Annotated in this window: 11 protein-coding genes; 5 read left to right on the top strand and 6 right to left on the bottom strand. The window is 55.9% G+C overall.

Going from position 1 to position 15,373, the window contains the following annotated elements; genetic code table 11:
- The first annotated feature begins 1 nt into the window (after window position 1).
- A complete protein-coding gene (aroB, locus tag EXQ56_03810; protein ID MSO19577.1) occupies window positions 2–1,198 on the top strand; it encodes a 3-dehydroquinate synthase in 1,197 nt (398 codons plus the stop codon).
- Window positions 1,195–1,959, top strand: coding sequence for a ubiquinone/menaquinone biosynthesis methyltransferase (locus EXQ56_03805; protein MSO19576.1), 765 nt, complete (start codon window positions 1,195–1,197; stop codon window positions 1,957–1,959). Before aroB ends, EXQ56_03805 begins: the two co-directional genes overlap by 4 nt.
- A gap of 97 nt (window positions 1,960–2,056) precedes the next feature.
- Here the strand turns inward: EXQ56_03805 and EXQ56_03800 are convergent, their stop codons facing one another.
- The 3 genes from EXQ56_03800 to EXQ56_03790 form a co-directional block, all read right to left on the bottom strand.
- Window positions 2,057–2,605 carry a hypothetical protein gene (locus EXQ56_03800; GenBank protein ID MSO19575.1) on the bottom strand — a complete coding sequence of 183 codons (549 nt, stop codon included), beginning with the start codon at window positions 2,603–2,605 and terminating at the stop codon, window positions 2,057–2,059.
- A 138-nt stretch (window positions 2,606–2,743) separates the two neighbouring features.
- Window positions 2,744–3,574 carry a prepilin peptidase gene (locus EXQ56_03795; protein ID MSO19574.1) on the bottom strand — a complete coding sequence of 277 codons (831 nt, stop codon included), beginning with the start codon at window positions 3,572–3,574 and terminating at the stop codon, window positions 2,744–2,746.
- Window positions 3,571–4,725 carry a glycosyltransferase family 1 protein gene (locus EXQ56_03790; GenBank protein ID MSO19573.1) on the bottom strand — a complete coding sequence of 385 codons (1,155 nt, stop codon included), beginning with the start codon at window positions 4,723–4,725 and terminating at the stop codon, window positions 3,571–3,573. Before EXQ56_03790 ends, EXQ56_03795 begins: the two co-directional genes overlap by 4 nt.
- Before the next feature lie 255 nt (window positions 4,726–4,980).
- Here EXQ56_03790 and EXQ56_03785 point away from each other — a divergent pair, with 255 nt between their 5' ends.
- Window positions 4,981–5,523, top strand: a complete 543-nt coding sequence (locus tag EXQ56_03785; GenBank protein MSO19572.1) for a pyridoxamine 5'-phosphate oxidase family protein — start codon at window positions 4,981–4,983, stop codon at window positions 5,521–5,523.
- A gap of 64 nt (window positions 5,524–5,587) precedes the next feature.
- Here the strand turns inward: EXQ56_03785 and EXQ56_03780 are convergent, their stop codons facing one another.
- From EXQ56_03780 to EXQ56_03770, 3 genes are all read right to left on the bottom strand, one after another.
- Entirely contained in the window at window positions 5,588–7,279 is a 1,692-nt protein-coding gene (locus tag EXQ56_03780) for a sigma-54-dependent Fis family transcriptional regulator (GenBank protein MSO19571.1), read from the bottom strand.
- Between the two features lie 8 nt (window positions 7,280–7,287).
- The gene (locus tag EXQ56_03775) at window positions 7,288–8,385 is read right to left on the bottom strand and encodes an HD domain-containing protein (GenBank protein MSO19570.1); all 1,098 of its coding nucleotides are present in this window, start codon (window positions 8,383–8,385) and stop codon (window positions 7,288–7,290) included.
- Window positions 8,386–9,013: 628 nt separating this feature from the next.
- Window positions 9,014–10,624 carry a response regulator gene (locus EXQ56_03770; GenBank protein MSO19569.1) on the bottom strand — a complete coding sequence of 537 codons (1,611 nt, stop codon included), beginning with the start codon at window positions 10,622–10,624 and terminating at the stop codon, window positions 9,014–9,016.
- Window positions 10,625–10,695: 71 nt separating this feature from the next.
- Here EXQ56_03770 and EXQ56_03765 point away from each other — a divergent pair, with 71 nt between their 5' ends.
- The gene (locus tag EXQ56_03765) at window positions 10,696–13,068 is read left to right on the top strand and encodes a hypothetical protein (protein ID MSO19568.1); all 2,373 of its coding nucleotides are present in this window, start codon (window positions 10,696–10,698) and stop codon (window positions 13,066–13,068) included.
- 116 nt (window positions 13,069–13,184) lie between these two features.
- Window positions 13,185–15,356, top strand: a complete 2,172-nt coding sequence (locus EXQ56_03760) for a hypothetical protein (GenBank protein ID MSO19567.1) — start codon at window positions 13,185–13,187, stop codon at window positions 15,354–15,356.
- The last annotated feature ends 17 nt before the right edge of the window (window positions 15,357–15,373 follow it).

Below are 15,373 nucleotides of genomic sequence, written 5' to 3'. Positions count from 1 at the left end.
AATGAACCACGAAATTTCATCGGCCTCCTCGCAGATATCCGTCCATGTGCCGGGAGCCTCCTACACCATTCGCATTGAAGAAGGCTTGATAAGCCGCGTCGGCGTTGCCCTGGGGACGCTGGCACAACGCCGGAAAATATTCATACTGGCCGATGAAACTGTTTGGCAGTTGTGGGGCAAGACGCTGCTGAACGGCCTGAAACCGCTGGAGCCGGGCGTGATCCGCATCCCTTCTGGAGAGCGACACAAGCGGCTGTCCACGGTAGAGAAGATTCTCGAACAGCTTGCCGCGCTAGGCGCGGAGCGCTCCAGCCTGCTGCTCGCCTTCGGCGGCGGCGTGGCCGGCGACATGGGCGGCTTCGCCGCGTCGATCTATCTGCGTGGCATCGACTGCGTACAGATTCCCACCACCATGTTAGCCATGGTCGATAGCTCCATCGGCGGCAAGACGGGGGCGAATCTCGAAATCGGCAAGAATCTCGTCGGCACTTTCTACCAACCTAAAATGGTCCTTTGTGATCCGCTGGTTTTGAAAACACTACCCGAGCGCGAACTGCGCGCCGGTTTATTTGAGGCAGTGAAGACCGCCGTGATCGGCGATCCTGCCTTATTTGAATTCCTGCAGGTCGCGCGGGTGAGCGTGATGGGCGGCAATCCCGCCGCGCTGCGCCATGTGATTCACGCCTGCGCTGGGTTCAAAGGCCGCATCGTCAGCCAGGATGAAAAAGAGGGCGACCTGCGCCGCGTCCTGAATTTCGGGCACACGGTCGGGCATGCCATCGAAGCGGCCACCGGCTATAAGCGATTCTTGCACGGCGAAGCCGTAGGTTGGGGAATGCTGGCGGCCACGAAGTTGGCCGTGGATGAAAAGCTACTATCGGAATCCGCAGCCAAGCGCATCTCCGCGTTGATTACGTCCTACGGACCGGTTCCTTCGCTTGGCCGTATCTCGATGGAAGCGATTGAACGCAGCCTCGGAGTGGATAAAAAAGTCCGCGACGGGAAAATTCACTTCGTCTTGCCGCGCGGCATCGGTGAAGTCGTGGTGGTGGGCGGAATCGCCGCCAGCAAAGCGATCCACGCGCTGGAATCCATTATGGCAACCGCGCCGTTCGAGACGGTCCAGCCTCCTCCACGCGGATCGAAAGAAGTTACTTCGGCCACGGGAGCGAAGCAGCGCAAAAGGACTGGCAAGTGACGAGCAGCAAAGCCACCCCTCCATCCAGCTCCGCCCCAGGGACAAGACCCACCGGCATTAACGAAGAGAAAGCCGCGTCACAATATGTCCGTGCGATGTTCACGGGTATCGCGGGACGCTATGACCTACTAAACCATTTACTCTCATTTCAGATGGATCGTTACTGGCGCCGCGTACTCTCACGCCAGCTGCGTGCCCGGATAAAGCAACCGAACATGCGAGCACTGGACCTCTGCTGCGGCACTGGCGATCAGGCGCTTTCGCTGGCCGCTCAGGGAGCGGCGGCGATCTATTGCAGCGATTTCTCCCATCCCATGATCACGCGAGCCAGCGACAAGCTGCGCCAGAGATCTTTGCCGCCATTGGTCTCAGAGGCCGACGCCTTGCAACTCCCGTTCGCCGATAATTCATTCGACGTGCTGGTCTGTTCTTTTGGCTTTCGCAATCTGGTCAACTACCGCGCAGGTTTACAGGAGATACATCGGGTCCTGCGCCCGGGCGGCGAAGCGGGCATCCTCGAATTCTCCGAACCACGCGGGATCATGAAGCCCTTCTACTCTTTTTACTTTCATCATGTGCTGCCGCGCGTCGGCGGCTGGATATCCGGATCGAAAAAATCTTACACTTACCTGCCCCGCTCCGTGGACCATTTCCCCGCCCCTCATATATTTACGGAGTGGATGCGCGAATCGAGCTTCCGTGATGTACAGGAGCACAAACTAACGGGTGGCGTGGCTTTCATTTATCGAGGAACAAAGTAGCCGAGGCAGGAAAGGGAATTTTCGCTGAAATACAAAAGGCCCACGCTTTTAATAGCATGGGCCAGAGCGTAATCAAAAGCCGCGACGCATCGAAGCGTTAGCGGGCCCAGCCAATTGGCAAATTCTTCGTCTTCAATTCTTCTTCCAGATCGGCGAATGCCTGTTTCGCCTTCTCCACAGCAACTTTCTGCTGATTAATTTCTTCGGTTCTCTTATTGATATCGGCGCGGCTATTCTGTTCGCGCAAGGCGACATTGGGATCGGAATAGTACTGCTGCTGCGTAAGGTTCAACTCCCGCTGCAGAACATCGAGACGCCGCTCCTCGTAAGCAAGAGCTTCCTTCAGCTTGGCGGCTTTATCGCGATACTCCTTTTCAACCTCCTCGGGCTTCTTTTCTGCTGTTGCGGCGGACTGCGGCTCTCCGGGCTTGGCCGAATCTGCGCTGGCACCCTCTGGCGTGGAGCCGAGTATCATTGCTGGAATATTATCATTCGTGTACTCTTTAGCGGCAGCGGCTTTCTTCTTGGCCCGTACTTGCCGGGATAGCTCAGCCAGTGATTGGGCGTCCCCGGTCATTGACAATAAAATACAGGACAGGACCAGCCCAGCCCCCACTCGGAATGTCCCACTGGTATTTGTAATCATGCATACCTCCTAGCCTTTGCCGATAAAGACTCTTCTAAGCCGAGTGTACTCCCCGAAATCGGCGTAAATCAAGATAGGCGGAGTCCAAGGATACTGCCTATACATTACCGAATCCGGAACATCGAGCGGAGCAATGGACTAGCGGAAGAGGCCAAGGTACCAATCCAGAACACGAATTCCCCAATAGGGGGCTACCCATGCGGAAAATCCCAGAAAAGTGCCGAACGGCAGTTCGTAGTTCGACTCTTTTTGGGAAACCAGCAAGAACAGGCCGCCCGCCAAGGCTCCCATAACTGACGCCATGAAGATTGTGAATAAAGTCAATTTCGGCCCGAGAAATATGCCTACCATGGCCATCATTTTAACGTCGCCAAACCCCATGCCCTCTTGATGCCGAAGCAGGTAATAAAGTTCGCCGATCAGGTAAAGTAGCCCTCCGCCAGCCAGTGCGCCGAGCAGCGCATCGAGCAAAGAGATAGCCGCAACGGGCAACCGCTCTATTCCTGACATGCGAACGAGAAAGGCTCCGGCACCGTCGCCTACCGGCACCACCAGGCTGAATAGAACCCCTATGGCTATCCCCGGGAAATTAACCTTGTCCGGAAGAATGCGCTCCCGCCAATCCGTTATAACAAGAACCACCAGAAGGGCGCTGAACACGGCCATCTTGGCAAATTCCCACGATAGTCCATACCGCAGGACAGCCACAAAAAACAGCACACCGCTGGCAAATTCCACCATGGGATAAAGAGGCGAGATGGGTTCCCGGCAACCACGGCAGCGGCCACCAAGAATTAACCAACTGATGATTGGAATGTTGTCATAGGGAGCGATGGCGTTCTTACAGCGCGGACAGCGCGAACGAGGCGAGACTACGCTTTCACCCTGCGGAAGCCGGAGGATGCAAACATTAAGGAAGCTTCCAATGATGGCTCCGTAGAGGAATGCGAGGGCGGGAATCACGATCAAACCTGTCCGCTTTCTGCCAAGCCGCAAGCAAGAATTTCTTCGTACAATGTCACGGTCCGGGCCACCATCTTATCACTGGTCGCATATTCCAGAACGAACTCCCGCCCCGATGTGCCATAGCGATGACGCATCTCGGCTGACTCCTGAAGCCGCTCAACAGCTGCGACAAGCGGGCGGATCCAACCATCCGCATCGGGGTCCACCAGCAGTCCTGTGCGCTGATGCTGGACAATCTCCGGAATGCCGCCCACGCGGCTTGCTACTACCGGCAGCCCATGCGCCATGGCCAGCAAGATGGCCGATCCCAGCCCTTCCGACTTGCTCAAATATACAAAGGCATCGAGGGATTGCAGCAGTCTGTCTGCATTGGATGCAACTCCCAGCAACTGATATCGGGTACCGCACCCACTCTCCTCGGCCAGCCGTTTAATCCGCACGGCTTCCGGAGAACTCGCTTGAGACGCGGGAATGCCCAGAACAAAGCGAACATTAGACGGCATCACACTTAGAAGCTGCACTGTCTCGTCCAACAACTTCTCTGGCGAGAGGCTGGATAGCGCACCAAGCACAAAATTGTCGTCTGTAATGCCCAGTTCCCTTCGCCGCTGCAGGCGTTCAATTCGCCTCGGCAGTTCTGAAGGAACGCGGACTCCATCGTATATCACGCGCGCGCGGCTGGGTGGGATACCCGATGCCACTATCTGCCTTCGGACGAATTCTGAGACGGCAATGAACCAGGCTGGCTGCCGATTCTTCCAGCGGCCCAGGAGACGAATGGGAAACGCCACTCGCCGAGCAACCACGACTGGCGGGAATTTCCCATTTGTCATTTTTTGAGCGGCCCACGCCAAGGTGTGTGCGTGCGCGTCGTGAGCGTGGATCAGATCGACCCCGTGCGCCGCCTCTCGAACTCGTCTGGCATTATCGATCGAGAGGATTCTTCCGGAAGAGGAAGACAGGTGGACCATCTCCAATCCCGAGAGATCGCGCCCGACACGCTGCAATGGCGCGGCCCGACGGGCCAGTTCCGAGCCCTCCGGAACCAGGAGAACTTGATCCAGGCTGCGAACCTGCGCTCCCTCCAGCAGCCATAAAACCTGCTGCTGTCCGCCGCGCCAGCCCATGCCGGTATCAATGTGTAGAATGCGCAAGTTTATTTTCCGACGGTGGCGCTCTTTCGGCGGACGCAACTCTCAGTAACCGCCCTGTGCAACGAATGAGCAATCCTATTAATCAAAATCAAGGTTACGACAGTTTTGCAGGTTGCAATAGGACGATTCGTGAATTAGGACCGAAAGTCCCTATTCCGGGTTGATCTAAAATCTTGGACTGGATCATACTGTTGAGAACTTACTCGGCATTCAAAATTGATTGCCGTTCAAGGTGATGTCGAACGAAGGAGAACTATGGGAAAGACTCACGCGGAAATGAGCGACGACCTGAAGCAGTTTATCGAGGCGCAAAAATTGTTCTTTGTGGCGACGGCCCCCACTGGGACTGAAGGACACATTAATGTCTCACCCAAAGGGCATGACTCACTGCGCATCCTCGGCCCAAAATCACTGGCCTACCTGGACCTCTACGGCAGCGGGATCGAGACCGTCGCGCATCTCCGCCAAAACGGGCGCATTACGATAATGCTTTGTGCATTCGACGGCCCACCGCGGATCGTCCGCCTTTATGGCAAGGGTGTGTCCACCGACCAGGCTCACTCCGAGTTCCCGCGGTTACGGGCGCTATTCCCCGCATACCCCGGCACACGGTCGATCATTCGGGTGGAGCTGGATCGCATCGCCGACTCCTGCGGCTTTGCGGTGCCGCTATTCCGCTTTGAAGCACATCGCCACCAACTACTGACCGCCGCTGAGAAGCGGGGCGCAGATGGAGTAGCTGAATATTGCCGACAGCACAATGCCGTCAGCATCGACGGCCTGCCCGGGCTTTTTTAGGAATGGCTGGTGGCTGGCGACAAATTCCAACGATTGCGAGTGGCTTAACCCCGGCCACAGCCTATTACGCATTAACTGCGTGCTGCTCGAAGCGTTTCATCTTTTCCAGCAACGTGGTCCGCTTGAGACCCAGCAATATGGCGGCCTGGGTGCGGCGGCCATTCGAGAGCCGTAGACCCTCTTCGATCAGCGCGCGTTCATATTGCGATACCAGCTGATTCAGATCGACGCCTTCGGGAGGCACTTCGATACGGGGGATGGGATCGTCGGCTACTCCGGAACGGCAAAGGGGAGGAAGATCGTCAGGCAACAGATAGTCACGATCCCCGGCCAGGATGATGGCCATCTCCAGCACATTTTCAAGCTGACGAACGTTTCCGGGCCAATCGTAGGCCATTAGAAATTTTAGAGCGTCCTGCGAAATCTGTTTCGTCGCGAGTCCCTCGATGACCGCAATTTTTTCGAGCAAATGCAGCGAAAGGAGCGGAATATCCTCGCGCCTCTCTCGCAACGACGGAAGGAAAATCGGGAATACATTCAGGCGGTAATAGAGATCCTCGCGGAATGCTCCATCACGCACCTTCGCTTCTATATTGATATTCGTCGCGGCGATGAATCGAACATCCAGCTTGATGGTCTGGCTGCCGCCGATGCGCTGGCACTCGCGCTCTTGCAATACCCTCAGAAGCTTACCCTGAAGATCGACAGGCATCGTGCCAATTTCGTCAAGAAACAATGTGCCGCGGTTGGCCTGCTCAAACCGGCCCATGCGCAACTGATGCGCATCGGTGAAAGAGCCATTTTCATGGCCAAAAAACTCATCTTCCATGAGGTTACCCGGTATCGCGCCGCAGTTGACTGAGACCATGGGGTAATCCTTGCGCTGGCTGTTCTGATGAATGGCCCGTGCGACTAGTTCCTTCCCTGTGCCCGTTTCACCAACCAGCAGCACGGTGCTGCGCTTTGGCGCGACACTCATGATTAACTCTTTAACGCGGCTAAAAGCTGGGCCGTCACCGATCAGTTGCGTAAGCGAACTCTTGCGGCTCTTTTCTTCCAGAGCGCGAGAATCCCAGCGCAGACGGCGATCCTCAACGGCTTTCTTGAGCCGGAGAACCAACTCTTCCTTTAGAAATGGCTTCTGGATGTAGTCCGCGGCGCCCAGCTTCATCATACGTACTGCGCTTCCGATATCGGCGTGGCCGGTAACCACTATGACAATCAAGTCGGGATAGATGGCTTTCGCCTGGGTGATAACCTCTTCGCCCGAGAAGCCGGGAAGACGCAGGTCAGTGATTAGCACGTCGAATATGGAGTTGCGCAGGCGGGCAATTGCGGCCTCACCGTCCGGCACAGCCTCCACTTCAGACGAAAGCTGACTCAGCACAAGTCCCAGGGAGTGGCGCAGTTCGGCGTCATCTTCAACGAGGAGAATTCGTTGATTGGCAAATCCTTCCGGTTTCTGTCTGACCTGTGACATGGTTGGCGAAAACGATCTACCATCCCTCTGGTGAATGCTCCCAGAATCAAATGGTTCAAGGGCACACGAACTATCACAAAATGATTCAGAACAAGTGTAGGCATCGGTACGGAGCAGAGTAAATACACTCTCGCTTCGAGATCTATTAATGTGCCATTCGGGGAACGGCGGCTTCACGCGACGAAAGTGGTCAGAGCGCGACAAAGGAGTATCGGGCCGCGTCGTGGTGTATTGTGGTGTGCTAACTAAAAAAATGGATTGCAGCAACGCAGACATCACTGCCGCTAGGCTGTTAGCGGTAGCTCATTGAAAGGAAATCGTGCGACGACTTCGTCTTGCACGGCAGACCAGGTGTCTCCGGGAATACTCAGGAAAACATCCACAATATCCGGATCGAACTGTGGCCCTGCGCAGCGCAGCAATTCAGCCCGCGCAGCATTAATGGAACGGGGCTTACAGTATGATCTCCCGCTGACAATTACATCCAACGCGTCCGCGACCGCGAAGATGCGTACGCTAAGTGGAATTTCCGACCCACGCAAACCGAACGGATAGCCTTTGCCATCCATGCGCTCATGATGCTTTAGCGCCAGATCGGCCGCTGCTTCGAGGTGCGGCAAGCGAGACAATATCTGATAACCAAGCGCTGGGTGCTGCTTAATAACCAGCGTCTCCTCGGCTGTCAGGGGACCCGGCTTGAGGATAATCGAATCGGGAATCGCTATCTTCCCAATATCATGCAGTAGCGCTCCGTCAGATAAATCCTTCATATCTTCCGGGCTGTAATCGCAATGGCCAGCCAGCACCATCGTAAAAGCCTGCACGCGAAGCGAGTGCAGGTGAGTGGCATTCTCCCGTTTATCCAGAGCCATTACCAAGGTTTCCACTGAGTCGCGACGGCTATTTTCAACTTCAGCAAGAGCGCGGTGGAGTTGCTCCGTGCGATCCTTTAACGTCACTTGAAGCATCTGCTGGATCACCCGTTCATCTGCATCCCGGCGGCGTGTCGCGCAAACTTCCGCCAGTCGGACACTCCAGCTATCATCACGGTCAGGCTTTTCCAGGCAATCGCAAGCACTCATCCGCATCGCTTCGAGGGATACTGCCCAGTCCCTCGAGGAGAAAATCATCACGACACCAGCTAAAGGCGCAGCCGATGAGATTCGCTCCAGCAGCTTGATTCCTGATAACTCCGGCAATCGAATCTCGCAGATGACCAAGTTGAAATCCGCGTGATTCAGCTGTGCCAGCGCAGAAGTAAGGTCGTAAGCAACTGCCGCGTTATGACCTGCTGGCAGACTGGACAAGGCAGACTGAATTGTGGCCGAGTCGTTACTGATAATCAGAACAGAAGTAGGTGATGTTCCCGCCGGAGAATGCATACCTAATTGTCAACCTCTCGGAGGGCTGGCTCCAGAGCATGCTCGGCGGGCTCAGAATACCAGCGCCGAGGGACGCGGGAAAGTGTACCTTCCCCGAAACCAGAAGCAATGCCAATCCTCAGAGAGTTTATCGGTTAATGAGGTGGGTCATTTTAGTTGTCTTTGGGACATTGGAGGAGGAAGCGGATGCAAGGACCGTCTAGTCCTGCCGGAATTCGCGGAGATACTGATTGATGTGCATCGCTTCCGAGAGAATTGTTTCGGCCTTTGCACGGATTTCCTCGGATCAATTCTCTTCCAGGATCATTTCACAGTTAATGAGGATCGAGGTAAGTGGTCCGCTGACGTCATGGCAAAGCTTATTTGCCTGTTTTTCGTTCGCAATTGATGGATTTCCGAAAGTAGGCTGTGCGAGAATATCAGTCTTAATGGCCATGGGAATCATAGATTTTCAGGTTCACTACGCGTTTGTTCTTACCTTTGAATTGTTGGCCAGCACACATTCGGAAGCAAGATTCAAAACTCTGGATAGGCCGTCCCTAATAAGAATCAAATTTTGCACAAGCTGGATCATTACTTTGAATCGCAGGATTTAATTGCCATGCGTGGAGAGCGGCTGCCCCGCTAGCTAAGCCAGCGCGGCGCTGATCTTATCCGTCAACTGTTGGGTGGTGAAGGGCTTGCGCAGAAATACCATATTGGGATCCAGCTCAAACTTCTTATTGATAAAGACCTCGTTGTATCCGCTGGTAAACAGGAAGCGTACACCAGGCTTCTTCCGTCGAATGTATTCGTATACTTCGCCAGAGCCTGTCTTGGGAATTATCGCGTCGAGCAATACCAGATCAATCTGGCCGGCCCAACGCTCAAACACTTTGATCGCCTCATCGCCGTCTGCCGCCGAGTAAATGCGGTGGCCCAGCTTCGGCAACAATTCCAGAAAGAGCTTGCGGACACTTTTCTCGTCTTCCACCACCAGGATTGTGGCGGCAGCAATTGAAGGAATGAGCGTCGCGCGACTTTGGACTGGCGGAGCAACCGTCCGGGCAACCTCAGCCTGCGGAGTCGATTCGGCGGAAGCCACGGGGAAATATATTGTGAACGTCGAGCCCTTTCCCATCGCGCTTTCCACATCTATGAATCCTTCGTGCTGCTCCACGATTCCGTACACCATCGATAGGCCAAGACCTGTTCCCTTGCCCACCGCTTTCTTCGTGTAGAACGGCTCGAAGATGCGCGTCAACGTTTCCGCATCCATGCCCATGCCGCTATCGCTCACAGATAGGGCCACAAAATTTCCCGGTCTTGAGCCCGACCGTTTGGAACACCATGCGGGGTCAAGCGTTACGTTTCGCAACTCAACACGCAGACTTCCCCCCTTGGGCATGGCATCACGCGCATTGAGACAAAGATTCAGCAACACCTGCTCGATTTGCGACTGATCTCCGCGAATCGCAGGAAGCGGTGCCTGGGCGGTGACGGCGAGATTGATATCCTCACCAATCAACCTAGCCACCATTCTGCCAAGGTTTTCCACTACCGACTCCAGATGGATGTTGCGCATCTGGAGAATCTGCCGACGGCTGAAGGCGAGCATCTGACTGGTCAAGTCAGCGGCGTGCTGCGCGGCGTGGCGAATTTCGCTGAGGCTCTCGGCGTTCGGCGCGGTGCGGCCGCTGATCATGGATTCGGTTAGGCCCAGTATGGTGGTGAGGGCATTGTTGAAGTCGTGCGCGATTCCGCCCGCCAGCCGCCCAATGGACTCCATTTTCTGCGACTGTAGCAGCTCCAATTCCAGCTTATGTCGCTCGCTTAGGTTACGCGCCTGAAGCAGCAACAAAGTTTCCCCACGGCTCCCAGTAAGAACGGAGTATTGCAGTTCTACTGGCGTCTCAGTCTGATCGTGAGTGCGCCATTCAGAATGTCGGGTCTGTGGTTGGCCTGTTTCCAGGGCCTTGCGGGCTAATTGCTGATCGGCGGCGGCTTGCCCCGCAACCGACATATGATCCGCGTTAAACTCAGAAAAATCCGCGCCAGTCTTGCCGGTTAACACTTCCATGGCCCGGTTCCACAAAACTATTCGGCCATCGCTCTGCGTGACCAGAATCGGCAGATTGATATTTCCAAGAACCCGACTTAGAATTTCCGCGTCGAGCATGTCGATGGAGGAACCATCGCGCGCTGCAGCCGCCACAATAGTATTCAAATTCGTTTTAGCTAGGCTGGGCGGCATGTTCATCCGTACTTCGGGTCATTTCGTGCTTGTATATTCTCCACACTCCACTCCAGCAGAGTAAATGCGGCAGTCTAATGCAACGGCAAATCCCCGCTTCAAATATCTGCGTACAATTGAAGGCATCTGGTTTTCATGCATCTCGACTTGCTACCTACCCTATCACCCAGTCGAGGCCACTTTTTTCATCCACTGACTGTTGTTTCATCATAAAATGTCCACTTCCTGGAACTTTTCCAGACAAGCAAACAAAGTGGGTATTGATGAATCTTGCAATGATTGGCGGGCGTATTGGTGCCCGAGGAATGTATTTCCTTCTGGCTCTCGGAACGATCCCTGTTCTGTTTGGACAAACAGATGCCACGAAATCAAGACGCGTCTCGAACGCCATATTCACCGATTCAATCATCACAATTGATGGGCAGCTCGATGAGCCTGCTTGGCAGACCGCTGAAGTGAATGCCGACTTTCTCCAACAGGACCCGCGCGAGGGCGAGCCGGCCAGCGAGAAGACCGAAGTCCGCGTGCTGTTCAATCACGACTTCCTCTATGTCTCGGCCATCTGCCACGACCGCACGCCGAGCAAAATCGTCAACAACGATATTCGCCGCGACTTCGACACGCTCAACCAGGACTACTTCACCCTGCTGCTCGACACCTTCAACGACGGCCACAGCGGCTACTACTTTGCCACTTCCCCCGGCGGCAGCCAGCACGACAGGCAAGTCTCTGACGAAGGCCGCTCCAGCAACACCAATTGGGATGGTGTGTGGTATGCGGAAACTCAGCGCGGCCCCGATGGCTACACGGTCGAGATGGCCATTCCGTTCAAGACGCTGCGCTTCAATCGCGATCAGCAGCAGACCTGGGGCGTGCATTTCTACCGCCGCATGAGGGGGCGCAACGAGAGTACCTACTGGTCCATGCCGCCGCGGCGCTATAGTCTGACGCGCGCGTTGTCCTACGCCGGCGAACTGCGCGGCATTGAGGATGTGCAACCCGGCCACAGCCTGCAGATCAAGCCCTACGCCATTGCGGGCGTGGAGCGGCTGGCCTCGCGCGGGAAAAAGGCCGATGGCGACTTTGACGGCGGCTTGGACATTAAATACGGCATCACGCCCGGCATGGTGCTGGACGTAACCGGCAACACGGATTTCTCGCACGTCGAGTCCGACACGCAGCAGGTGAACCTCACACGCTTCCCGCTGTTCTTCCCCGAGAAGCGCGAGTTCTTCCTCGAGAACTCCGGCATCTTCCAGTTCGGCGCGCTGCGGCGCAATGAGGCGCTACTGTTCCACTCACGCACTATTGGACTCGAAAGCGGTCAGCCCATTCCCATCTTCGGTGGCGCGCGCCTCAGCGGACGGCAAGGCAACACCTCCATCGGTCTGCTGAACATGCAGACGCGTTCAGAGCGCAATATACCCGCAACAAACTTTTCTGTTGCGCGCGTGCGGCAGAACATTCTCGGCGCTTCGGATGTCGGCGCGATCTTTCTGAACAGGCAATCGAGCCTGCCGAATGACACGAACCACGCCTTTGGCGTGGACCAGAACCTGGTTTTCTTCCGCACCGATCTGCGCCTCAGCACGCTGGCCGCCCGCACCGATTCACCCAATCTGAAAGGCGATGACTGGATCAAGAAAATTGAAGGCGAGTATCAGAACAACGAAATCCGCTTCTTCAGCTCGTATTTGGACATCGGAGCGAACTTCAATCCGCGCATGGGCTTTGTCCAGCGGCGCGGGCGGCGCATCGCGCGCAACGAGTTTGAATGGCGCATCCGTCAGAACGCCGACTCCAAGCTCGGCAAGTGGGTGCGCGACTGGGTGCCGCTGGTTACCTCCGAGTATGTTGTCCTTTCGGATGGCCGCACTGAAACAAAAAGTCTCTTGATGCCTTTCAATCTTGAGTTTCAGGATGGCAGCGTATTAGTCGTCCAGCATGAGAGAAGGTTTGAAAGACTGACTCGGCCTTTTGATCTACCCTTTGCCGTTCCCGTCCTTTCCGGTGATTTTCCATACAGTCAGACTGCCATTGGCTACCATTCCGACCAGAGCAAGCCCATCTCCGGTCTCGTATTGTATGGATGGGGCAATTTTTACGACGGCACCATTCAGACATGGAACCTGAACACAATTCTCCGATCTGGATACCGACTGCGGGCTACCTTAGACTACGAACGAAATCACATCACGATGCCGCGCGGGGAGTTCACCACCAATCTGGTGGGCTCGCACATTGACTGGTCATTCAATCCCAAGATGTACCTAAATACTTTCTTCCAGTACAACAACGAGACGGACTCGATCAACTCGAACATCCGCTTCCGCTTCATTCACCGTCCGTTGAGCGACATCTACGTCGTATATAATGATGTGCGCGACCGCCGCCGCGAGCTTGCCGACAGCAGCCTCACGATCAAGTACACGCACCTATTTAGTTTTTGAGAGGCTGGTCAGTTTTTGAGAGGCTGGTTTCATTCTTGAGCGAACTTCCCCAACTTCATGCCGCAAGGGGCTGTTGCAAATCCATCCGCAATGCAGAGAACCATCGAACGGAATCAATGGGCAGGTTGCTGCTTCCAGTCGCATTGCTGTTGATCGCCCTGCCTGCGCCGCTCCGCCCGCAAGCCCCCGACGCCACCAGCTCGAACGGCAAGCTGATTACCCATGCCCGCTTCACCGACGCCAAAATCACCATCGACGGCAAGCCAGATGAACCCGCGTGGCAGACGGCGGAACTCATCACGGGGTTGGTTCAGAAGGAACCCGAAGAAGGACAGCCCCCCACGGAGAAGACGGAGTTCCGCGTCCTGTACGACAAGGAATTTCTTTACGTGGCGGCTTGGTGCCACGACCGCACCAAGAACGGCGTCATCATCAATGATCTGGGCCATGACTTCGACATTCAGGAACAGGACTACATCGCCGTCATCCTGGATACCTTCAACGACGACCGCAACGGCTACTATCTGGGCGCCACCGTGCTGGGCAATCAGCGCGACATCCAGTTCTTCAGCGAGGGCCGCAACCAGAACGTGAATTGGGATGGCGTGTGGTACTCGGAGGGCCAATTCACCGACGATGGCTACACCGTGGAGATGGCCATTCCCTTCAACACGCTTCGCTTCAGCCGGCAGAAAGAGCAGGTGTGGGGTGCGCAATTTGTCCGGCGCATTCGCCGGCGCAATGAAGTAAGCTTCTGGTCGCCGCTCCCCCGGCGGCACACCGGCATCAGCGGCATCGCCATGGCGGGCGAGCTGCGCGGCATCGAAAACGTCGAGCCGGGCCGCAACTTCTATGTGAAACCCTTCGCGCTGGCTGGCGTAACGCGCTTCGCATCGAGAGACGAAAAGACGAAATTCGACCCCGATGGCGGCGTGGACCTCAAGTACGGCCTCACGCCGGGCCTGAGCCTCGATCTAACCGTCAACACCGACTTCTCTCATGTGGAAGCGGACACGCAGCAGGTGAACCTGACGCGCTTCCCGCTCTTCTTCGCGGAAAAACGCGAATTCTTCCTGGAGAACGCGGGCATCTTTCAATTCGGTTCGCTGACCAACGAGGAAGCTCTCTTATTTCACAGCCGGACGATTGGACTCGCTGGTGGCCAGCCGGTTCCCATCCTGGGCGGCGCGCGGCTCACGGGACGGGCGGGTGAATATTACCTCGGCCTGCTCAACATGCAGACGCGCTCGGACGCTGCCGTCCCGGCAACCAACTTCAGCGTGGCGCGGCTGCGTCGGAATGTTTTTCAGAATTCCGATGTGGGCCTAATGTTTCTCAACCGCCGCTCCGGCTTGGATCAGGACCACAACCGTGCGCTGGGCGCGGATGGCAACCTGCTGTTCCTCCGCAACACACTGCGCTTCAGCGGCGCTCTGGCGCAGACATGGACTCCCGAACGCGAAGGCGACAATCGTCTGGGCAAGGCCGAAGTTGACTACAACACCAACATCTTCCGAGCCTCTGGTAGCGTGGTGGACATCGGACGAAACTTCAATCCCGAGATGGGCTTTGTGCGGCGACGCGACCGCCGCAACCTGCGAAATTTTCTTGAGCTCAAGCCGCGTCTCAATACGCAGTCTCGGATCGGCCGCTACGTGCGCGATGTGTTCGTCTCCAATCTGACCCAACACATCCTGTTCGGTGAAGGCGGCACCGAAACGAAGTACATGCTCTCCCAGGTGCGCTTGAATTTTCAGGACGGCAGCGATTTCGGCGCGCACTATGAGCAAAATTTCGAGCGGCTGCGGCAGCCATTCGAAGTCAGCCGCGCCGTGATCCTGCCCGCCCGCGACTACCATTTCAATGAGTCCAAAGCCTGGTTCTTCTCCGACACCAGCAAACCGCTCTCCGGCAAGCTGGAATACGTCTGGGCCCGCTTCTACAGCGGCGACCGCACCGAGATCACCGCCAGCGCACAGTACCGGCCCACCTACCGCCTCTCCACCATCGTCAGCCTGGAGCGCAATGATATCGACCTGCCCGAAGGCGCGTTCGTCACCAATCTGCTTGGCTTCCGCGCGGACTATTCCTTCAGCGCCAGAATGTTTTTGAACTCCTTCGTCCAATACAACAGCGAGACGGATACCATCAGCTCGAACCTTCGCTACCGCTTCATCTACCGCCCGCTGAGCGACATTTACGTGGTCTATAACGATGTCCGCGACCGCCGCCGCTCATTGAACGATTGGAGTATGACGGTCAAGTACACGCGTCTGTGGAGTTTCTAGTTCCAATCACTTCCTTG

The organism is Acidobacteriota bacterium, from assembly GCA_009691245.1.
Lineage (GTDB): Bacteria > Acidobacteriota > Terriglobia > 2-12-FULL-54-10 > 2-12-FULL-54-10 > SHUM01.
Note: the sequence above shows the minus strand (reverse complement) of the source record. Positions and strands in the feature narration are given on the sequence as shown.

Bases quoted from the DNA above. Each gene is read 5' to 3' on its own strand.
- aroB (MSO19577.1), top strand. From the start codon at position 2: ATGAACCACGAAATTTCATCGGCCTCCTCGCAGATATCCGTCCATGTG.
- EXQ56_03800 (MSO19575.1), bottom strand. From the start codon at position 2,605: ATGATTACAAATACCAGTGGGACATTCCGAGTGGGGGCTGGGCTGGTC.
- EXQ56_03785 (MSO19572.1), top strand. From the start codon at position 4,981: ATGGGAAAGACTCACGCGGAAATGAGCGACGACCTGAAGCAGTTTATC.
- EXQ56_03780 (MSO19571.1), bottom strand. From the start codon at position 7,279: ATGTCTGCGTTGCTGCAATCCATTTTTTTAGTTAGCACACCACAATAC.
- EXQ56_03775 (MSO19570.1), bottom strand. From the start codon at position 8,385: ATGCATTCTCCGGCGGGAACATCACCTACTTCTGTTCTGATTATCAGT.
- EXQ56_03770 (MSO19569.1), bottom strand. From the start codon at position 10,624: ATGAACATGCCGCCCAGCCTAGCTAAAACGAATTTGAATACTATTGTG.
- EXQ56_03765 (MSO19568.1), top strand. From the start codon at position 10,696: ATGCAACGGCAAATCCCCGCTTCAAATATCTGCGTACAATTGAAGGCA.
- EXQ56_03760 (MSO19567.1), top strand. From the start codon at position 13,185: ATGGGCAGGTTGCTGCTTCCAGTCGCATTGCTGTTGATCGCCCTGCCT.